18 protein-coding genes are annotated in these 19,611 nt (G+C 52.3%); 15 read left to right on the top strand and 3 right to left on the bottom strand.

Features of this window, described 5'->3' with window-relative positions; genetic code table 11:
* Positions 1-23 precede the first annotated feature (23 nt).
* Together pdxJ and acpS are read left to right on the top strand one after the other, a co-directional pair.
* The gene (gene pdxJ, locus ACFFJP_RS11100) at positions 24-755 is read left to right on the top strand and encodes a pyridoxine 5'-phosphate synthase (protein ID WP_377243586.1); all 732 of its coding nucleotides are present in this window, start codon (positions 24-26) and stop codon (positions 753-755) included.
* Positions 755-1,132, top strand: a complete 378-nt coding sequence (gene acpS / locus ACFFJP_RS11095; protein ID WP_377243583.1) for a holo-ACP synthase — start codon at positions 755-757, stop codon at positions 1,130-1,132. Before pdxJ ends, acpS begins: the two co-directional genes overlap by 1 nt.
* Before the next feature lie 41 nt (positions 1,133-1,173).
* Here acpS and barA read toward each other — a convergent pair whose 3' ends face one another.
* Positions 1,174-3,984, bottom strand: a complete 2,811-nt coding sequence (gene barA, locus ACFFJP_RS11090; RefSeq protein ID WP_377243581.1) for a two-component sensor histidine kinase BarA — start codon at positions 3,982-3,984, stop codon at positions 1,174-1,176.
* Between the two features lie 123 nt (positions 3,985-4,107).
* Between barA and rlmD the strand changes: the two genes are divergently transcribed.
* The 3 genes from rlmD (at position 4,108) to mazG (ending at position 8,547) form a co-directional block, all read left to right on the top strand.
* A complete protein-coding gene (rlmD, locus tag ACFFJP_RS11085) occupies positions 4,108-5,430 on the top strand; it encodes a 23S rRNA (uracil(1939)-C(5))-methyltransferase RlmD (protein WP_377243579.1) in 1,323 nt (440 codons plus the stop codon).
* A 25-nt stretch (positions 5,431-5,455) separates the two neighbouring features.
* A complete protein-coding gene (gene relA / locus ACFFJP_RS11080) occupies positions 5,456-7,645 on the top strand; it encodes a GTP diphosphokinase (protein ID WP_377243576.1) in 2,190 nt (729 codons plus the stop codon).
* 80 nt (positions 7,646-7,725) lie between these two features.
* Entirely contained in the window at positions 7,726-8,547 is an 822-nt protein-coding gene (gene mazG / locus ACFFJP_RS11075; RefSeq protein WP_377243574.1) for a nucleoside triphosphate pyrophosphohydrolase, read from the top strand.
* A 22-nt stretch (positions 8,548-8,569) separates the two neighbouring features.
* On the opposite strand, the gene ACFFJP_RS11070 is transcribed toward mazG, so the two are convergent.
* Both ACFFJP_RS11070 and ACFFJP_RS11065 read right to left on the bottom strand, forming a co-directional pair.
* Positions 8,570-9,772, bottom strand: a complete 1,203-nt coding sequence (locus ACFFJP_RS11070; RefSeq protein ID WP_377243571.1) for a nuclear transport factor 2 family protein — start codon at positions 9,770-9,772, stop codon at positions 8,570-8,572.
* Between the two features lie 69 nt (positions 9,773-9,841).
* Positions 9,842-10,915 (bottom strand): AraC family transcriptional regulator, encoded by a 1,074-nt coding sequence (locus ACFFJP_RS11065; RefSeq protein WP_377243568.1) that lies wholly within the window; start codon positions 10,913-10,915, stop codon positions 9,842-9,844.
* Positions 10,916-11,155: 240 nt separating this feature from the next.
* Between ACFFJP_RS11065 and pyrG the strand changes: the two genes are divergently transcribed.
* The 10 genes from pyrG (at position 11,156) to ACFFJP_RS11015 (ending at position 19,570) form a co-directional block, all read left to right on the top strand.
* Positions 11,156-12,796 carry a CTP synthase gene (gene pyrG / locus ACFFJP_RS11060; protein WP_377243565.1) on the top strand — a complete coding sequence of 547 codons (1,641 nt, stop codon included), beginning with the start codon at positions 11,156-11,158 and terminating at the stop codon, positions 12,794-12,796.
* 56 nt (positions 12,797-12,852) lie between these two features.
* The gene (gene eno, locus ACFFJP_RS11055) at positions 12,853-14,145 is read left to right on the top strand and encodes a phosphopyruvate hydratase (RefSeq protein WP_377243562.1); all 1,293 of its coding nucleotides are present in this window, start codon (positions 12,853-12,855) and stop codon (positions 14,143-14,145) included.
* A 152-nt stretch (positions 14,146-14,297) separates the two neighbouring features.
* Entirely contained in the window at positions 14,298-14,975 is a 678-nt protein-coding gene (locus ACFFJP_RS11050; RefSeq protein WP_377243559.1) for a hypothetical protein, read from the top strand.
* Between the two features lie 69 nt (positions 14,976-15,044).
* A complete protein-coding gene (gene ftsB, locus ACFFJP_RS11045) occupies positions 15,045-15,329 on the top strand; it encodes a cell division protein FtsB (RefSeq protein ID WP_377243556.1) in 285 nt (94 codons plus the stop codon).
* Positions 15,326-16,018, top strand: coding sequence for a 2-C-methyl-D-erythritol 4-phosphate cytidylyltransferase (ispD, locus tag ACFFJP_RS11040; protein WP_377243553.1), 693 nt, complete (start codon positions 15,326-15,328; stop codon positions 16,016-16,018). The genes ftsB and ispD overlap by 4 nt, the downstream gene beginning before the upstream one ends.
* Positions 16,015-16,500 (top strand): 2-C-methyl-D-erythritol 2,4-cyclodiphosphate synthase, encoded by a 486-nt coding sequence (gene ispF, locus ACFFJP_RS11035; protein ID WP_377243550.1) that lies wholly within the window; start codon positions 16,015-16,017, stop codon positions 16,498-16,500. Before ispD ends, ispF begins: the two co-directional genes overlap by 4 nt.
* Positions 16,497-17,561 (top strand): tRNA pseudouridine(13) synthase TruD, encoded by a 1,065-nt coding sequence (gene truD / locus ACFFJP_RS11030; RefSeq protein WP_377243547.1) that lies wholly within the window; start codon positions 16,497-16,499, stop codon positions 17,559-17,561. Before ispF ends, truD begins: the two co-directional genes overlap by 4 nt.
* Positions 17,562-18,314: a 5'/3'-nucleotidase SurE gene (gene surE / locus ACFFJP_RS11025; RefSeq protein WP_377243544.1), complete on the top strand. Its 753-nt coding sequence runs from the start codon at positions 17,562-17,564 to the stop codon at positions 18,312-18,314.
* Positions 18,314-18,970, top strand: a complete 657-nt coding sequence (locus tag ACFFJP_RS11020; RefSeq protein WP_377243541.1) for a protein-L-isoaspartate(D-aspartate) O-methyltransferase — start codon at positions 18,314-18,316, stop codon at positions 18,968-18,970. The genes surE and ACFFJP_RS11020 overlap by 1 nt, the downstream gene beginning before the upstream one ends.
* Before the next feature lie 21 nt (positions 18,971-18,991).
* Positions 18,992-19,570 carry a YqaA family protein gene (locus ACFFJP_RS11015; RefSeq protein ID WP_377243538.1) on the top strand — a complete coding sequence of 193 codons (579 nt, stop codon included), beginning with the start codon at positions 18,992-18,994 and terminating at the stop codon, positions 19,568-19,570.
* Positions 19,571-19,611: the final 41 nt, after the last annotated feature.

The following is a 19,611-nucleotide window of genomic DNA, read 5'->3' as shown; positions in this document are numbered from 1 at the left end:
CCTGCAGGCGTCAGGGAGATCTCATGCAACCAATTTATTTAGGCGTTAACATCGATCACGTCGCCACCGTCCGTCAAGCGCGCGGCAGTCAATATCCGGAGCCGGTGCATGCGGCATTATTGGCAGAACAATATGGTGCGGATGGGATCACCGTACATTTACGCGAAGATCGCCGGCATATTCAGGATCGGGATGTGTTTTTATTGCGCCAGACCATCCAGACCCGGCTGAATTTTGAGATGGGCCTGACCGATGAAATGCTGCGCATCGCACTCGAACTCAAACCACACTTTTGTTGTCTGGTGCCGGAAAAACGCCAGGAACTGACCACTGAAGGGGGTCTTGAGATCGCCGGTCAGTTCGACCGTATCAAAACTGCCGTTGATGAGCTCAGCGGCAACAACATTCTGGTGTCGTTATTCATTGACGCTGACCAGCGCCAGATTGAAGCAGCGGCGCGCTCAGGCGCCCCTTATATCGAAATTCATACCGGCGCTTACGCCGACGCCACCTGTCCCAAACAGCAGAAAGCTGAGCTGGAGCGCATCCGCGTAGCGGCTGAATATGCGGCTTCGCTTGGCTTAATCGTCAACGCTGGCCATGGTTTGCATGTGCATAATGTGCAGCCGATTGCAGCCATTCCACAAATGCATGAACTGAACATTGGCCATGCGTTAATTGCGCAGGCGATTTTCACTGGTCTGGGTCCGGCGGTGGCAGAGATGAAACGCCTGATGGTGGAGGCGCGACGCTAATGGCGATCCTGGGTCTTGGCACTGATATTGTTGAGATCAGCCGGATTGAGCAAAGTCTGGCGCGCTCGCCGCGGCTGATTGAGCGGGTGCTGACGGCGGACGAGCAGGTTATCTACCAGGCTCATGCGCAGCCGGCCCGCTATTTTGCCAAACGCTTTGCCGCCAAAGAAGCGGCAGCGAAAGCACTGGGGACCGGCATCGGCCGTGGTATTTCTTTTCAGCATTTTAATATCCGCAACGACGAGTTCGGTCGTCCGATGCTGGAATTACATGGCGCCGCGGCAGATCTAGCGGCGAAATTAGGCCTGCGTCAGACCTGGTTGTCGATCAGCGACGAACAGGCCTTTGCGATGGCTACGGTGATTTTTGAATCCTGAGGCTGTGTTTTACTGCGGTCCTGTTTTACTGCGACCATGTTTTATTGTGACCACTGCAGTGATTCAGCCAATAAATCCTGCAACTGATCAGTCAAATCAAAGAGTTCAGGTTCCAGCTGTAACAGGCTGGCGCCGGTTTTCAACTGGGTTTCAATGGTTTCGCTTAGCGCTTTAATATGTGGCACGCCGGTATAACAAGTGGCGCCATGTAGTTTATGCACCAGCTGGATCAGTGCATCACGCTGATTACTCTCCCGATACTTTTCTAAATCTGCTAATGTCTGCGGCAGACTGGCCAACAACAGTTGCAACATTTCCCGAGCCAGTTCCGTTTTACCGGCTGCGCGCTGCAATGCCAGCTCCCAATCGACATGCCGGCTCTGCGGCAATGCCGGAACCTCTGTCGCTGGCTCTGTTGAGGCATAGACGGGCTGCATACTGGTCTGACTGAAGGCCGGGCAGCATTCCTTCAGCGTATACTGCAGCATTTGTTCATCGAGCGGCTTACTTAAAAATTCACAGAAACCCAGTCCCAACAAACGCTCACGCTCACCTGGCAAAGTGTGGGCTGTCACGGCGATAATCGGCGTGTCTTCGTTTAACGAACTTTGCTGGATGCGTTGGCAGGCGGTGATACCGTCCATTACCGGCATATTAATGTCCATAAAGATAATGTCGTAATGGACATGCGAAGCCAATTGCCAGGCTTCCGCGCCCTGACTAGCTGAATCGACTGATTCAACCAACTCACCGAGCAAGGTATTAATCAGTTTCAGATTCGCATCATTGTCATCAACCGTCAGTACACGTAAACGTGCTTTGGGTGCCGTCGGTGAGGGCAACGCAACTGCCTGGTGCTGGTTGTAGGGCCGAGCCAGTGTCGCCGCCAGCTTGCGTTGGTGTGCCGGTTTGGCCAGACAAGCCATGGCGCCGCTTTGCAGTAGTGCCTCACGCAAGTTGGGCGATAATGAATTGACCAGCAGATACAGATACTGACAATGTGGTTTAATTTGCCGGATCAGTTCGATGATCGAATTGAGCTGGTCCAGTGACACGGTGCGGCCAATCAGCGCGATATCAAATTGATCCTGTTGCGCCAGCGCCTGCTGTAATTGGCCAGGCGTTGCACAAGCAGAGACCTGCATACCCCAGCTGTTTAATAAACTTAATGTTGATTCGCGCGAATATTGTTGTGGTTCGATGTACAACACAGTTTTGCCAGTTAATAACGCGACCGGCAACGGTTCGCTGGCACTCAGTGGATGGGCCGGTAATGCCAGACTGAACCAGAATGTCGACCCTTCAGTGGCCTTGCTGTGGAAGCCAATCTGGCCTCCCATCGCTGCGACTAAGCGCTGCGAAATAATCAGACCAAGACCAGTGCCGCCATAGCGCCGGCCAATACTGCCGTCGGCCTGGGCAAAACCATGAAACAACTGCTCCTGCTGCGCAGGCGCGATGCCGATGCCGGTATCCTGCACTTCAAAATGCAGCAGTACCGCGTCGTCAGTGCTGGGCTGATGTTGCAGCCGGATCACAATGCTGCCGTGTTCAGTAAATTTAATCGCGTTGCCGGCGATGTTCATCAGGATCTGATTAATCCGCAATGGATCGCCAATCAGCGAATCCGGCACATCGGCATCGATTTGCAGCGCCAGTTCCAGCTGCTTATCAAACGCATTGACCGACAACAGTTCCACTGCATCGTACACCAGGTCACGGATTGAAAAAGGCTCCGGATTGATCGGCATCCGGCCTTCTTCGAGCTTGGCGTAATCCAGCACATCGTTGACCAGCGACAACAAACTGTTGGCCGATTTCTGGATGGTATTGAGGTAATCCTGCTGGTGATGCGTCAGCTGGGTTTTTAATAGCTGCCGGGTAAAACCGAGCACACCATTGAGTGGGGTGCGCAGCTCATGACTCATCTTGGCGAGAAATTCAGACTTGAGCCGGTTGTCGTCTTGTGCTTTGCGTCTGGCCATATCCAGCGCCACGTTTTGCATTTCCAGCTGTTCCATGGTCTGTACCAGATCACTGGTCGACTGGTCCACTGCGTGCTGCATCTCATCTTTATAATGTTTCAGCTCGTTGGCGAGCTGATTGACACCGAGGCGCATCAGATCAAATTCGCCGATAAAAGGTTGATCCAGATGTTTCTCAAACCGGCCCTCGGCCAGCCGTTCAATTTGCAGAATCAGTTGTTGCAGCGGCTGACTGAGCCGGCTAAGCAAACGCAGGCTCAGCATCAGTGCCAGACTGAGTGCCAGCAATACCAATAAGATGGTGACCAGCATGGAACTCTGTTGTGCCAGCATCACCTTGTCTTTGTCGACTTGCACCAGCACATAACCAAGCCGGCCTTCAGTGGCCAGCAACCGGCTAGTCTGCGTATCATTACTGCGTGCGCTCAGTGCCAGCGCCTGGATCTCACTACTCTCCAGCTGGATTGGCGCCCGGATTAGTAAATAATTGTCTTGTTGCACAATTTGCGGCAGGTCGGGTAATAAGGCCTTTGCCGGCAAATGTAAATCAGCGAAATCTTTATGCAGATTGGAGCTGGCGATCAGCTGATGCCGATGGTCAAACACAGCAATAGTGCGTACCCGTGGTGAGTTTTTACGATGGCTTACATTGACCAATCGTTGCAGATAAGCTTTGTCGTCGGCCAATAGGCCGTAAGCCGAGGCGATCGCCAGCGGTTCGGCGATATTGCTCGCCTGATCGGCCAGATCACGCGATAAATCGGCGAAACGCATATAACTGAAATAGCCACCAAGACCGGCGCTGGCCAGCAGGGTTGGCAATAAAGTGATTAGCAGGATCCAATCGCGTAAAGCAATTTTCGTCATCTGGGGCGCTGCTTGCTACAATGGGCTATCAATCATTTATCATGACATAAGCTCCGGCAAAATCCTATGGTGTTTTGTGCGGGAATTGGTGTCAATATCCTAGGCTGAGCCCGACCCGAAATTATGGTAAGCATCTATCAAACAAAGAAAAAATCTAATTTGCCACAACATGGCGCTCTGACTATCCAACGCTGGGATCACGAAGCGCAAGGCATCAGTACGCACCAGGGTAATATCTGTTTTGTTGACGGTGCTTTACCGGGTGAACAAGTGCAGGTCCGCTTCACCGAACAGAAAAAAGACTACAGCCGCGCTGTGGTACAAAAAGTATTACAGCCCTCACCACTACGGATCAACGCGTTGTGTCCTTCTGCCACGCAGTGTGGCGGGTGTCAGTTGCAATATCTGGCGCCCGAGTCCGCGTTGGCACTGAAACAGGACGCCGTCGCTGCGTTATTACAACATCAGTTGAAACTCAATGAACTGCCCTGGCAACCGGCATTGTCGGCGGCGGCTACCGGCTATCGGCGTAAAGCCCGCATTGGCGTCTGGTTTGATAAAACCACGCAGCAGTTTCAGGTCGGCTTTCGCCGCGCTGGCAGTAAAGAGATCCTTGATGTCCCTGAATGTCTCGTACTCAGTCCAGTCATTGCCAAAGTATTACCGGTGCTGCGCCAGACACTGCCGGCACTGAAACATGGTAGTGCAGTGACGCATGCTGAAGTGCTGGATGCGGACGGTCAGGCTTTTGTGGTGATCCGCCATATCCGGCCGCTACCGGATGCCGACAAAGCGCTGTTGATTGCCGCCTGGCCGGATGCATTCTGGCTCGGCGAAGCTGCAACGGATCAGTTTGACGCCTGGCAAGCCAATACGCCGGTGCCGCAGTATCAGTTGGCCGCGGGTCAGGTCCTGCAATTTGATCCGACCGATTTTATCCAAGTGAACAGCCGCATTAATCAAGCCATGGTGACACAGGCACTGGCATGGCTTATGCCAGAAAAGTCTGATCAAGTGCTTGATTTGTATTGCGGTATCGGTAACTTTAGTCTGGCATTATCGCCGTTGGTGGCGGCAGTGACCGGGATCGAAGGGATCACCACAATGGTGCAGCGCGCCCGCGAAAATGCCACACTAAATGGCTATCGCAATTGCACCTTTGCGCAAGCCGATTTGCATCTGCCCTGGAAAGGACAACACTGGAATAAACCGGTGTATCAGAAAGTCCTGCTCGATCCGGCGCGTGCGGGCGCTGCTGGTGCCGTTGACGAACTGGTAAAGCTTAAACCGGCACAGATTTTGTACGTCTCCTGCAACCCGGTGACATTCGCCAGAGATGCCCGCGTCTTGCTGGCAAACCGCTATCGCATCAGTAAAATCGGCGTGATGGATATGTTTCCGTATACCAGTCATCTGGAACTGATGGCTTTATTTGAACAGTATTAAACGCTGTTAACGTTTCGAGGTACAGATGGTCAGGGTCCGGCATTCGCACAGCACTGAATACAATGCGGGGGAAACCTCGGCCTGGTTGATTTCACTGGGGCTGTCCGAGAAAAAAATTGCCTGTTTGCTGGCTGCGGGTGACTGGCTGAATCAGCATGACTTTACCGAAGCCAGTTGCCCGCAGCTGCGCACCGGCTGGGAAATGGTCGAGATCCTGGCTGATTTGCGCATGGACAAAGATGCGCTGACTGCCGCGCTGCTATTCCCGTTGGTCGAAGCCCAGTTATTGGAATGTGCCGCGCTGGACACGCATTTTGATCCGCCGGTGATCACGATGTTGACCGCCGTCAAACAGATGGAAGCGATCCGCACCATCCCGGTCGGACCCAATCAGACACCAAACGCGCAGCAAGCCGACAATCTGCGCAAAATGCTGCTGACGATGGTTGAAGATGTACGCGCGGTGGTGATTAAACTGGCGGCACAGATCTGTTATCTGCGTGATGTGAAAAACGCCGATGAAGAAACTCGGGTACTAGCTGCCAAACAAACCAATGCTATTTTCGCGCCGCTGGCCAACCGTTTGGGGATTGGTCAACTGAAATGGGAGCTGGAAGATTTAGCTTTTCGTTATCTGCATCCGCAAATCTACAAAAAAATCGCCAGCCAGCTGGAAGAAAAACGCCTCGATCGTGAACAGTACATGCGTGATTTTGTGCAGGCTGTGCGCGACCAGATGGTGGTGGAGAAGCTGGATTGCGAAGTCTATGGCCGGCCGAAACATATTTTCAGTATCTGGAAAAAGATGCAGAAAAAGCATCTGGCCTTTGATCAGTTATACGACATCCGCGCGGTACGGATTGTCACCGAGCGGGTGCAGGATTGTTATGCTGCGCTGGGTGTAGTGCATACCAGTTGGCAGCATCTGCCGAAAGAGTTTGATGATTACATTGCTACGCCAAAACAAAACGGCTATCAGTCCATCCACACTGTTGTGCTCGGGCCGCAGGGCCGGCCGATTGAAATTCAGATCCGCACTCAACAGATGCATGACGATGCCGAGCTCGGCGTGGCGGCCCACTGGCGCTACAAAGAAGGCGGTCCCGCCGGTCGTGAGGGTGCGCTGGACGAAAAAATTGGTTGGCTGCGTAAAATTCTGGCCTGGCAGGAAGAAGTGGTGGATTCCTCGCTGGCCGAGGAATTACGCAATCAGGTCAGCGAAGATCGGGTCTATGTGTTTACGCCCAAAGGCGATATCGTTGATTTACCGGTGGGGTCGACGCCGCTTGATTTTGCCTATTATGTGCATTCGAATGTGGGTAACCGTTGCATCGGTGCCAAAATCTCAGGCCGCATTGTGCCTTTTACCTATCAGCTGAAGACCGGGGATCAGGTCGAGATCCTGACCGGCCGCGAGCCGAATCCAAGCCGCGACTGGCTCAACCCAAATCTGGGTTATCTGAAATCGAGCCGGGCCCGCTCCAAAGTGCAATATTGGTTCCGCTTGCAGGATCGCGATAAGAATTATGCCGCGGGCAAAGAGTTACTGGATACCGAACTGGCCCGGCTGAATGTGCCGCTGGATCAGCCGGTTAAGCTGCTGCAGCGCTTTAATGTCAATTCGATGGAAGAGTTGCTGGTTGGTATTGGCGGCGGTGAGATCAAAGTCACGCAAGTGATTAATTACATTCAAAGCCTGCACAATAAACACGACGTGCCGGAAATTGACCCGCGGCTGATCTCTAAGCCGATGCAGACCCAAAGCAAAAGTCATGTGGTAGTGCAGGGCGTCGGCAACTTGCTTACGCATATGGCTGGTTGTTGCCAGCCGCTGCCCGGTGACGCCATCATCGGTTATATCACGCAGGGCCGAGGCATTGCCGTGCACCGCGATGACTGCGATCAGTTCAAAAACTTGCAGGAACAACATCCGGAGCGGGTGGTTGAAGCGGCGTGGGGCGATCAATATGCATCGGGTTATGAAGCCAGCATTCGCATCGTGGCACATGATCGAAACGGTTTGCTGCGCGACATCACCAGTATTCTGGCCAATGAAAAAGCCAACGTACTGCGGATGAGCAGTAACTCTGACGTCGCGCGCCAGACCGCGACCATTTATATGACGCTGGAGCTGTACAACCTCGATTCACTGAACAAACTGCTGACCAAAGTCAGTCAGATTGACGATGTGATTGAGGCCAAACGCTCGCAGTAACACGACAGCTGCAGCTCTTGCCCTTGCTCCTTGCTGACGGGGCAAGAGCTGATCGAGCGAAGCTCCCGGAAACGAATCTGATGTCAAAAAATATCAACGACTTACTCGCTATTATGGCGACTTTACGTGACTCGCAGCGCGGCTGTGCCTGGGACCAGGCGCAGACCTATCAGAGCATAGTGCCTTACACACTGGAAGAAGCCTATGAAGTGGCTGACACTATCGAGCGCGGCGCTATCGATGAATTGCCCGATGAATTGGGTGATTTGCTGTTTCAGGTGGTGTTTTATAGCCAGATCGGGAAAGAACAAGGCCGTTTTGGCTTTGACGACTGTGTCAGTGCCATTTGCGACAAACTGATTCGCCGTCATCCGCATGTATTTCCAGATGCGTCGGTAGAAGCTACCGGCGCAGCACCTTCCGATGCCACTACCGCGTTACAAGGCTGGGAAGCAATCAAAGCCGCTGAACGTGGTGAACAGGGCCAGCATAGTGTGCTGGATAATGTCCCCGGCGGACTGCCGGCACTGACTCGTGCTTATAAGCTGCAAAAACGCTGTGCCAGTGTCGGTTTTGACTGGCCAGATTTAACCGGCTGCTGGGATAAAGTGCGCGAAGAGATGGCTGAAGTCGAAGCAGAAATGGCCGCAGCACAACAAGATCAGGCGGCGCTCGCTGAAGAGCTTGGCGATCTGATGTTTGCGCTGGTCAACGTGGTGCGTAAAGCCGGTTTTCAGCCGGAAACTTTACTCAGAAGTGCCAATCAGAAATTTGAGCGGCGCTTTCGACAAGTCGAAACCATCATGGCAACACAAGCTGAGCCAGTTGGTGTTGCGACCTTGGCACAAATGGACGCGGCCTGGGAACAGGTGAAGCAGTCAGAGCGGGTGCGCTCTGACTGATAGGGACTCTTTCCGCCAGTGTTTAATGAACCGGTGGTGTAGCGCTTTGGTCCTTTTGCAGTAAAGCGATGATCGCTTTGGCAACACCTGCCGATGATTGAAAGTTAGTACCGGTAATTAAGCGGCCATCGACCTCAACATAAGCAGCACCTTCATTGCCATGGCGGAACAGGCCGCCACGCGATTCAATAGTTTGCTGGATCTTAAATGGGAAGTGCTGGTAATAAGCTGCATCCTGCTTTTCAAAGGCGTCCGGGTAGCCGGAGACGCGTTTGCCTTTCACCAGATATTGTCCGTCGGCAGTTTTCAAGTGAACAATCCCCGCGGTGCCGTGACATACGGCAGAGATAATGCCCTGATGTTGCTGATAAATATCCATCACCAGCTTGGCAATATGGCTATCTTCCGCGACACCGTACATGGCGCTGCTGCCGCCAATATAATGCACAGCACGATAGTCGGCCGCGTTTAATTCAGCAGCTGTACGCGTATGTTTCAGCGCCTGCATAAAGTCCTGATTGTATAAATGAGCTTTTTGCGCAGGATCTGAAGTATCGATATAGGCCAGCGGCACAGCGCCGCCGGCCGGACTGATAAAATCGACGGTAAAGCCGGCTTGTTTAAACTCGGCATAAGCATTGACGATCTCTGAAAAGCTGGCACCAGCTGGCAGCTGACTACTGCCATGAAAGTGTGCGCTGGATAAAATAAATAAAATGCGTTGGCCGGACTGCACCGACTGTTGCTGCGTGGCGGCTTTGCTGATGATTTGCCACTGCTGATTGATGCGCTTGAGCAGGAAAACATCGATAAAACGCTGCTGCTTCTGCGGCAGCAAAATCTCCGCTTTAGCGGTGGCGATATCGCCATCGACTTCGATACTGAGGATCTCGCCAATCCGGCCATTAAACTCGCCAGCTTTCGCCGCTGGAAACCACGACAAATAGTCGCTTAGCGGTACTTTCCAAAATGGCTGATCGGCTTTTGCCAGCAAAAGGTCGGCCTGCGGGTGAAACGCCTGACTGATTTGCTCTTGTTGGTTGTATGAGGTGCCTTGCAGGTAATGTTGTAAGGTCTGGCGGATCGCCTGGTGATCCTGACTGGTCGATGCAGCGGATGTCACCACGGCGCCATTCTGGCGTGTGAAGGTCTGATCTTTTCCATCGGCAGCAGCCACAAAAGTTGGCAGTAACAACAGCAATAAATAAAAACAGATATTTCGCATAACTTCTCCGTAAAAACAGGGTGATAAACAGCCTGCTCAGGGTAACGGTCAAAGTGTGCTGCGACAGCCTCAAGACATAGTTTCGGATTCCGGATTGATAGTTTCGGAAGTCAATTCTGGCAGGTTCTGCTTGTAGCGGGCCGGCGTAACGCCGGTAAACTTCTTAAAAGCCGCATAAAAAGTCGACAGTGAATTAAAACCTGATTGTTCGGCAAGTAGTTGCATCTTCATCGCTGGCTGGTCGGCCATCAGGGTTTTGGCATGCTGGATCCGCCAGTAATTCATATGGTCTGGGAAGGATTGCGCCAGATTGTCATTAAGTAACTGCGATAAACGGCTACTGGGCCAACCCAGTTGTTTTGCCAGTTTCGGCATCGTCAGATCTGCGTTCAGGTATGGCTGGCGGTGTTGCATCCATTGTTCCAGTTGACTAATCAATGGCTCGGCTTCAGCAACCGTTAGTTTTTTATTGGCATAAGCTTCCGGCGTCTGCGGCATTGGCTTATCGCGATAAAATACGGTCAGCACACTAAAACACAACAGCACGCTAAAGGTTAGAGCGCCGCTGATGTAAGACGTATAAGATGCGAAAAAAAATGCCGACCAAATCAGCCCATTGCTCAGGATCATCAGCAGCAGTGGCCGGAATTTTACCGATGTCAGAAGTGGCGAGTTGCCGCTTTGTTGCTGTGTCCGCCATACCAACAAGACGGTCAGTCCGATATACAACAGCCAGCTGTAGTTAATTACGCGGTAGACAAGACCGCCCCACAACTGCGGGTGGTGATGATATGGCCACAGCATGCCGGCCATGACAATCACAAAAAGAGGCAGCGCCAGCTGCCATTGCAGCCGTCGCCACGAGGTTTCGGGACGACAGATACTTTGACCGTAGCAATACAGAAGGGGACCGATCATCCCGCAGGCCGAGAGCCCGAATTGCAGGATCTGTTTACCAATATCCGGATTAAAATAGAACAACACCGATTTCAGCACCCGGACACTGAGCATCAACAGCAGGAGTGCCAGCAGCCGATGAGTTAACCGGTCTGTGCGGTGGCAGAAAAAATACGTCGCCAACAGCAAGCCATTCAGGCCGCCGATCGCGCTGCACATCAATAAAACTTGATCGGAAATCGTCATACAAACTGCTTTGAAATAAACCGCTGCATTATTATCACAGTTTAATGGCGTTGTTGCCGTTTTGTAATGCCTGACATGGTCGCAGATCCAATCTGGCTTTTTGATTGAGCAGACTGCCGGTCTTTGTTATACTTTCCGCCCGTCCTGATACCAATAATCTTACCGTCCGGAATAAGCTGCTTTGCTGCCGGTGTGTTTTGGCTATTGGTCCATTAAATTCAACGTTGTCTCAGGGGTCTCATGACTACAAGATACATCTTCGTGACGGGTGGGGTTGTCTCATCTTTAGGTAAAGGCATTGCTGCTGCGTCATTAGCGGCAATTTTAGAAGCACGTGGCCTGAAGGTAACGATCCTGAAACTGGATCCGTACATTAACGTCGATCCGGGCACCATGAGCCCTATCCAGCACGGTGAAGTGTTTGTCACCGAAGACGGCGCCGAAACCGATTTAGACTTAGGTCACTACGAGCGGTTTATCCGCACCAAAATGACCCGTCTGAATAACTTTACCCAAGGTAAAATCTATTCTGAAGTGCTGCGCCGTGAACGTCGTGGCGACTACCTGGGTGCAACCATTCAGGTTATTCCGCATATCACCAATGAAATCAAAGCCCGTGTTGTTGCCGGTGCTGAAGGTTACGACATTGCCATCGTCGAGATTGGCGGTACTGTTGGTGATATCGAATCGCTGCCATTTCTGGAAGCCATTCGCCAACTGGGTACTGAAATCGGCCGCGAGCGCGCGCTGTTTATGCATTTAACGCTGGTGCCATATTTAGGCACTGCCGGTGAAATAAAAACCAAGCCGACACAGCATTCAGTGAAAGAGCTGCGTTCTATCGGCATTCAGCCGGATATTCTGGTGTGCCGGTCTGATCGCGCCATCCCGACCAATGAAAAAGCCAAAATTGCTTTGTTCACTAACGTGGAAGAGCGGGCGGTCATTTCATTAAAAGACGTCTCCAGCATTTACCAAATTCCGGCTTTATTAAAATCGCAGGGCCTGGACGATTTAGTGGTACGTCGTTTTTACTTAAATTGCCCGGAAGCAGATCTGACCGAATGGGAACAGGTGCTGTATCAGGAAAGTAATCCGACTGGCGAAGTCACCATCGGTATGGTTGGCAAGTATGTCGAATTAAAAGACGCGTACAAGTCAGTTAACGAAGCACTCAATCACGCCGGGTTGAAAAACCGCCTGACGGTCACGATCAAATATATCGATTCGCAGGACGTTGAAACCAAAGGCTCAGTTATTCTGGCGGGCCTGGATGGTATTCTGGTACCGGGTGGTTTTGGCGAACGTGGTGTCGAAGGGAAAATTATTGCGGCCAAATATGCCCGTGAAAGCAAAATTCCATACCTCGGCATTTGCCTGGGCATGCAAGTCGCACTGATTGAGTTTGCCCGTAACGTGGCAGGCCTTAAAGGGGCGCATTCAACTGAGTTTAATAAGGACACGCCTTACCCGGTGGTTGGTTTAATCACCGAGTGGCTGGACAGCGCAGGCCAGGTCGAACTTCGCACTGGCGATTCCGACTTAGGCGGTACTATGCGTCTGGGCAGCCAAAACTGTAACCTCAAGGCCAATACTAAAGCCCGCGAAACTTACGGTGCGGACGTCATTAGTGAACGTCACCGCCACCGGTATGAAGTGAACAATCACTTTATTCCGAAACTTGAAGAGGCTGGCCTGATTATTTCTGGTTTATCTGCGGATAATCAGTTAGTGGAAATGATTGAACTGCCAAACCATCCCTGGTTTGTCGCCGGGCAATTCCATCCGGAATTTAACTCGACGCCACGCGACGGTCATCCGTTGTTCCAGGGGTTTGTCGCCGCAGCATATAAATATCAGAAGCAACAAACGACCAAATAATCATGAAGCCGCGACCTCGATCGCGGCTTTTTTGCTTTGGTCTACAGGGGAATAACATGTCTGAAATTATCAATATCGTCGCCCGTGAAATTCTGGACTCACGTGGCAATCCAACCGTTGAAGCCGATGTATTTCTGGCCAGTGGCGTGATGGGCCGTGGTTGTGCGCCGTCAGGTGCTTCAACCGGTACGCGCGAAGCGTTAGAACTGCGTGATGGCGACAAAAGCCGTTATTTAGGTAAAGGCGTCCGCACTGCGGTGGCCAATATCGATGGTCCAATCAAAGCGGCATTAATCGGCCAGTCTGCTTATGAACAGGCAAAAGTCGACCAGATCATGATTGACCTGGACGGTACTGAATCGAAGTCGAAGTTAGGTGCCAATGCGATTCTGGCAGTGTCTTTAGCCGTGGCCCGCGCAGCCGCAGCTGATAAAAAAATCCCATTGTATCAGCATATTGCTGACCTGAACGGCACGCCTGGCGTTTACTCTATGCCGGTTCCGATGATGAACATCATCAACGGTGGTGAGCATGCCGACAACAACGTCGACATTCAGGAGTTTATGGTGCAGCCAGTGGGCGCGAAGTCGTTTGCCGAAGCACTGCGCATGGGCGCCGAAATCTTTCACCAACTGAAAAAAGAACTGCACGCGCAGGGCTTAAACACTGCAGTTGGTGATGAAGGTGGTTTCGCACCAGATTTAAAATCAAACGAAGAAGCGCTAACGGTGATCTCTAAAGCCGTGACTGCCGCCGGTTATGAGCTGAATAAAGACATCACCCTGGCGCTCGATTGCGCAGCGTCAGAGTTTTACCATGACGGTAAATACAAACTGTCTGGCGAAGGCAAAGAGTTCACGTCGTATGAATTCAATGACTTCCTGGCAGGTCTGGCCGCTAAGTTCCCGATTATCTCAATTGAAGATGGTCTGGATGAATCGGATTGGGATGGCTGGAAAGATCTAACCAACAAAATTGGCGACAAAGTCCAGCTGGTTGGTGACGACCTGTTTGTGACCAACACCAAGATCCTGACCCGTGGTATTGAGCAGGGCATTGGTAACTCGATCCTGATCAAGTTCAACCAAATCGGTTCACTGACTGAAACTTTAGCGGCCATTAAGATGGCAAAAGACGCTGGTTTCACAGCCGTGATTTCACACCGTTCTGGCGAAACTGAAGATTCGTTTATTGCCGATTTAGCCGTTGGCACTGCAGCGGGTCAAATCAAAACCGGTTCATTATGCCGTTCTGACCGTGTATCGAAGTACAACCAGTTACTGCGGATTGAGCAGGAACTGGGGGCTAAAGCTCCGTACCGTGGCCGTTCTGAAATCAAAGGCCAGTGATCTACTGACTGAGTCACAGAGCCGGCTATTGCCGGCTCTTTGCTTGGTGCCTTTGTGATCCGAGCGACTGCTTTTGCGTTTAAGGATCGGGCAAAGCGCAGGTCAAAGCCCTAGTCAAAGTGCAGAGGGTTGGTTAACATTCAGTCATGACGATGCAAAATCAGCTTTGGTTTAATCCGGAGCAATCCCTGACCTATGCTGAGCTGTGCAATACCTTGTACGAGCGCGAACTGGCACGTCTGGCACTTTCGCCGCCGGAACAACTACCATTTTTGCCGCGCCGGCTGAAAAGCCTGCCGTTTTATGTGCGTGAAGCCGCCACTTTAATTCTGCAATTCCCGTCGCCGCTGACGCTCGACAGCCAGAATGCCTGCTGGTTACATAGCCAGAGCAAACAATGTCCGGTGCCGCATGTCGACGAATCCGCCAGTATTTTCAGTTACTACAGTAAATCGGCGAAGTTAGGTTTATTAGTGCCGGTTTATGTGCAGCCACACGGTGCGCAGCAGCAGGGCGTGCAACAGATAGTGTTGGATTCCGTAGATGAAATAGACCGCGACGGCCAACGCATCCACTGCAACGAACATGGCTGGTTTGCCTTGGCCGGTTGGCCACAAGAGCCTGATAATCAACATAAATTATTGTTAAAACCTAGTAAGTCAGTGCTGACCGCGGTTTGTTGTGGCCACCAGTGGCGCAACGGTGAACGGAAAACGCCACGCCTGTTAAGCTTGCGTGAAATGCTGCTGGCCAGCCGGCTGAACTGGCAGAATTTTGCTAAACCCCATGCTTCCCGACCGGACGAACTGCGTCCAGGCCGCGTAAAATAAGCCATCAGGGCTTTTCAGTCGGATCTCAAGCCTGCATAATACCAACAGATTGTCGTTTCCGGATTTGTTATGCGACTGTTAATCATAATGCTGTTTGCGCTGGTGTGTGCGCTGCAATATCGTCTGTGGTTTGGTCCACACAGCGTGAAAGAATATTTTAAACATCAGGAAGAACTGAAAGTGCATCTGACCAGCAACCTAGAGCTGGAAAAGCGCAACAAAATGCTGATGGCCGATGTGGCCGATTTACAAAGCGGGCTGGATTCCATTGAAGAGCGTTCGCGTAACGAGCTGGGCCTGATTAAACAAGACGAAGTGTTTTTCCGTCTGGTGGCGCAGCAGGACAAAAAATGACCATTGCCATGCTGATCCCGGCAGCCGGCGTCGGTAGCCGGATGCAGGCTGACCGGCCGAAGCAGTACCTGCAGCTCGCCGACAAAACCGTGCTTGAACATACCGCCGCTAAACTGCTGGCATTGCCCCAAACGACCAGACTATTTTTGGCGTTATCACCAACCGATCCTTATTTCGACCAACTGCCGCTGGCCGCAGATCCGAAAGTCTGCCGGGTAGCCGGTGGTGCAGAGCGTGCTGATTCGGTGCTGGCCGGGTTAATGGCAATCGATGCAAGCGAATTCCCTTGGACCCTGGTGCATGATGCGGCAAGACCGCTGGTGCAGCTCAGCGATATCCAGCAGTTGATTGAAGTCTGTCTGGGTAGCGGTCAGGGCGGCATTCTGGCCAGTCCGGTGCGTGACACGATGAAACGCGGACATATACCCGGTCAGGGGCCGAGTCTGGTCGAGCACACCGTTGAACGGCGCCAGCTCTGGCATGCATTAACACCACAATTATTTCCGACATTATTATTACGCGACGCGCTGAGCCGCGCCTTAGCTGCTGGTGTAGCCATCACCGACGAAGCCTCTGCGATGGAGTGGGCCGGTCATCCGGTGCAGTTAATCCCAGGTCGCGCGGACAATCTAAAAATTACTCAGCCAGAAGATTTAGCTCTGGCTCGTTTTTATCTGGAGCAGGCATGATCCCTTTTCGTATTGGCCACGGTTTTGATGTGCACGCTTTTGGCGGGGAAGGCCCGGTGACGCTCGGCGGCGTCAAGATTGATTATCCGCAGGGTTTGCTGGCGCATTCAGACGGTGATGTGGTGCTGCATGCGGTGTCTGATGCCTTGTTAGGTGCGGTCGCGCTGGGCGATATTGGCCATCATTTTCCCGATACTGATGCGGCTTTTAAAGGGATCGACAGCCGGATTTTGCTGCGTAAAGTCTTTGCTGATGTCAAAGCGATGGGTTATGCCATCGGTAATCTGGACGTGACTGTTATGGCGCAGGCACCGAAAATGGCGCCGCATATTGATGCGATGCGTACAGTGCTGGCGGCAGATCTCGAGACTGAACTGTCGCAAGTCAATGTCAAAGCCACCACCACTGAAAAACTGGGCTTTGTTGGCCGTAAAGAAGGTATTGCGGTTGAAGCTGTGGTGCTGCTGGTGAAAACCGCATGAGTGCTGCTGCAGAAAAAATCCAGTTTCCGCCTTTGGCCTATTTATACGGCGAGCCTTCTTGTCGTGCTTTATTGCGCAGTAGTCCGGAAGATTTTATTGTCGACGAGGAACTCAGTTTCACGCCAACCGGCGCCGGCGAGCATTTATTGCTGCAAGTCGAAAAAATTGGCCAGAACACGCAGTACGTCGCGAAACAAATTGCCGAAGCGGCTGGCATCAAATCCCGGCTCGTCAGTTATGCCGGCTTAAAAGATCGCCACGCTATTACCCGGCAGTGGTTTTGTTTGCCGGTGCCAATTAAGCAAGAACTGGACTACGGTCAATGGCAGATCGAAGGTGTACGCATTTTACAGTCGGTGCGCCATCAGCGCCGGCTAAAAATTGGTTCGATTAAACAGAATCATTTCCGCTTACGGCTGCGGAACGTCTCTGATGTCGCCGAGCTGGAACAGCGGCTGCAATTGATTGGTGCTGGCGTGCCAAATTATTACGGCGAACAGCGCTTTGGTCGCGACGGCGGCAATCTGCAGCTGGCGGAACATCTGTTCAGTGGCGGCAGTATCAGTGACCGGCAAATCCGCGGTCTGGCGCTATCTGCCAGCCGTTCGATGTTGTTTAATCAACAAGTGTCGCAACGCCTGCAACAGCTAGGGTTTCTGACGTTGTTACCAGGTAGTGTCGTCCAACTCGACGGTTCCGGCTCGGTGTTTCAGGTCGACCCGGCAGATAGTGACATTCAGCGCCGCCTCAGCGAGCATGACATTCATCCGACGGCCATCTTGCCGGGCGTTGGTAAAGTGCTGGAGCAAGGTGAAGCCCTCGACTGGCAACAACAGCAATTAATGCCATGGCAACACTGGGTTGATGGTCTGGTCGCGCTGAACGTCAATACCGAACGGCGCGCTGTTCGCTTAGTGCCAAAAGCGCTGAGTTATCAGTGGCTGCATGATACACTCGAACTCAGTTTTGCCCTGCCAGCCGGCTGTTTTGCTACGTCTGTGCTGCGGGAACTGGTGAATTATCAGGATATCCGTCGGGATATCGCAGTTCTGGAGTCCTAAATGCGGATATTGCTCAGTAATGACGATGGCGTCTATGCCAAAGGCATTTTGGTGCTGCAACAGGCATTGGCCGAGATTGCCACAGTCACCACGGTCGGTCCTGACCGAAATTGCAGTGGTGCCAGTAATTCGCTGACTTTGCTCAATCCGCTGCGCACGCAGCAACTGGATAATGGTTTTATCGCTGTGAATGGCACGCCAACAGACTGTGTGCATCTGGCGATCAGTCAGCTCTGTGACAAAGCGCCGGATCTGGTAGTCGCCGGCATCAATCACGGCGCCAATTTAGGCGATGATGTATTGTATTCCGGTACCGTCGCGGCGGCCACTGAAGGTCGGCATCTTGGGCTTCCTGCCATTGCAGTGTCGCTGGCCAGCCGTGACGAAGAGCATTTTGCTACTGCCGCTTACGTCACCGTCAAAGTCATTCAACAACTCAAATCTCATCCGCTGCCGGCCGATCAAATTTTGAATATTAATGTACCAGGCGTGCCACTGAGTGAACTCAAAGGCATCCAGGTGACGCGACTGGGTCGGCGCCACAAAGCAGAGACGATGACCAGTACCACAGATCCATGGGGCCGGCGCATTTTCTGGTACGGTTCGTTAGGCCCAGAATTGGATGCCGGTGAAGGCACCGATTTTTACGCAGTCGCCAATGGCTTTGCGTCAGTTACGCCGCTGCAAATCGACATGACGGCCTACCGCAGCCTGCAACCCTTGCAGCAATGGCTTGAAGGGATCCGGTTCTGATGGCCGTCGCAACTTCGAGAAGCGCGCAGGTCTTAGCGCAAAAATTACACACGGATGGGATTAAGTCGACTGAAGTACTACAGGCGATTGCCCAAACGCCGCGCCATCATTTTGTTGAAATGATTTTAGCGCATAAAGCATATGAGAATACTGCACTGCCTATTGGCCAGGGCCAGACCATTTCGCAGCCTTATATTGTCGCGCGGATGACCGAGCTTCTGTTGCAGCCCGGCAGCGATGGTACACCCTGGCAGCCGAAAAAAGTGTTAGAGATTGGCACCGGTTCCGGTTATCAGACTGCCATTCTGGCGCGGCTGTTTTCGCAGGTCTGTACAGTGGAACGGATTAAATCCTTGCAGTTTCAGGCCAAACGCCGCCTGCATCAGTTGGATTTGCACAATGTGGCGATGAAACATGGTGATGGTTGGCTTGGCTGGCATAGCAAAGCCCCATTTGATTGCATCATTGTGACGGCGGCACCGACCCAAGTACCGGATGCATTATTGCATCAGCTGGTTGATGGTGGCCGGCTGGTGATCCCGGTCGGAGCGCAAGAGCAGATGCTTAGAGTCTATACCCGGGTGCAGGACAGTTATCCGTCGACCGATGTCGAAGCGGTGCGTTTTGTACCATTAGTGCCAGGCGAACTGGCCTGATCGTTTTTAAGGAGTTGGTTTTTGCGGATTTTTCAGTGGATGTACGACAAAGCGCTGGTTTGGGCCAAGCATCGCCACGCTGAGCGTTATTTGTTTGGCTTAAGTTTCACTGAGTCAGTGATTTTCCCGATCCCGCCTGACGTGATGCTGGCACCGATGGCATTGGCGCATCCGGAACGGGCGTGGCGCCTGGCCTGGCTGACCACTATTGCATCAGTGCTTGGCGGCATCTTTGGTTATGTACTGGGTTATTTGTTGTATGAACCGGTGGTGTTGCCCTTTATCCAATATATGGGCTATCAGGACACTTTTGCCCTGGTGGAACGCTGGTTCAACGAATACGGCGTCTGGGTGGTGTTTATCGCCGGCTTCTCGCCGATCCCGTATAAGTTATTCACGGTCGGCGCCGGTCTGATGCATATGGCGTTTTTGCCTTTTGTCATTGCATCTTTTATCGGCCGAGCCAGCCGGTTTTTCCTGGTCGCCGGTCTGATGTATTGGGGCGGGGCGAAGATGCAGGCAAAATTGCGTGAGATTGTCGATATCCTTGGTTGGGGTACTGTGGCGTTGGCTGGCCTGGCATATCTGGTTTATGGCTGATTCGATGGTTCTCAGGATGATGTCGGAACAAAAAACGGCAA

It is taken from the genome of Rheinheimera tilapiae (assembly GCF_042432165.1).
GTDB lineage: Bacteria > Pseudomonadota > Gammaproteobacteria > Enterobacterales > Alteromonadaceae > Pararheinheimera > Pararheinheimera tilapiae.
Note: the sequence above shows the minus strand (reverse complement) of the source record. Positions and strands in the feature narration are given on the sequence as shown.

Bases quoted from the DNA above. Each gene is read 5' to 3' on its own strand.
- pdxJ (WP_377243586.1), top strand. From the start codon at position 24: ATGCAACCAATTTATTTAGGCGTTAACATCGATCACGTCGCCACCGTC.
- acpS (WP_377243583.1), top strand. From the start codon at position 755: ATGGCGATCCTGGGTCTTGGCACTGATATTGTTGAGATCAGCCGGATT.
- barA (WP_377243581.1), bottom strand. From the start codon at position 3,984: ATGACGAAAATTGCTTTACGCGATTGGATCCTGCTAATCACTTTATTG.
- rlmD (WP_377243579.1), top strand. From the start codon at position 4,108: ATGGTAAGCATCTATCAAACAAAGAAAAAATCTAATTTGCCACAACAT.
- relA (WP_377243576.1), top strand. From the start codon at position 5,456: ATGGTCAGGGTCCGGCATTCGCACAGCACTGAATACAATGCGGGGGAA.
- mazG (WP_377243574.1), top strand. From the start codon at position 7,726: ATGTCAAAAAATATCAACGACTTACTCGCTATTATGGCGACTTTACGT.
- ACFFJP_RS11070 (WP_377243571.1), bottom strand. From the start codon at position 9,772: ATGCGAAATATCTGTTTTTATTTATTGCTGTTGTTACTGCCAACTTTT.
- ACFFJP_RS11065 (WP_377243568.1), bottom strand. From the start codon at position 10,915: ATGACGATTTCCGATCAAGTTTTATTGATGTGCAGCGCGATCGGCGGC.
- pyrG (WP_377243565.1), top strand. From the start codon at position 11,156: ATGACTACAAGATACATCTTCGTGACGGGTGGGGTTGTCTCATCTTTA.
- eno (WP_377243562.1), top strand. From the start codon at position 12,853: ATGTCTGAAATTATCAATATCGTCGCCCGTGAAATTCTGGACTCACGT.
- ACFFJP_RS11050 (WP_377243559.1), top strand. From the start codon at position 14,298: ATGCAAAATCAGCTTTGGTTTAATCCGGAGCAATCCCTGACCTATGCT.
- ftsB (WP_377243556.1), top strand. From the start codon at position 15,045: ATGCGACTGTTAATCATAATGCTGTTTGCGCTGGTGTGTGCGCTGCAA.
- ispD (WP_377243553.1), top strand. From the start codon at position 15,326: ATGACCATTGCCATGCTGATCCCGGCAGCCGGCGTCGGTAGCCGGATG.
- ispF (WP_377243550.1), top strand. From the start codon at position 16,015: ATGATCCCTTTTCGTATTGGCCACGGTTTTGATGTGCACGCTTTTGGC.
- truD (WP_377243547.1), top strand. From the start codon at position 16,497: ATGAGTGCTGCTGCAGAAAAAATCCAGTTTCCGCCTTTGGCCTATTTA.
- surE (WP_377243544.1), top strand. From the start codon at position 17,562: ATGCGGATATTGCTCAGTAATGACGATGGCGTCTATGCCAAAGGCATT.
- ACFFJP_RS11020 (WP_377243541.1), top strand. From the start codon at position 18,314: ATGGCCGTCGCAACTTCGAGAAGCGCGCAGGTCTTAGCGCAAAAATTA.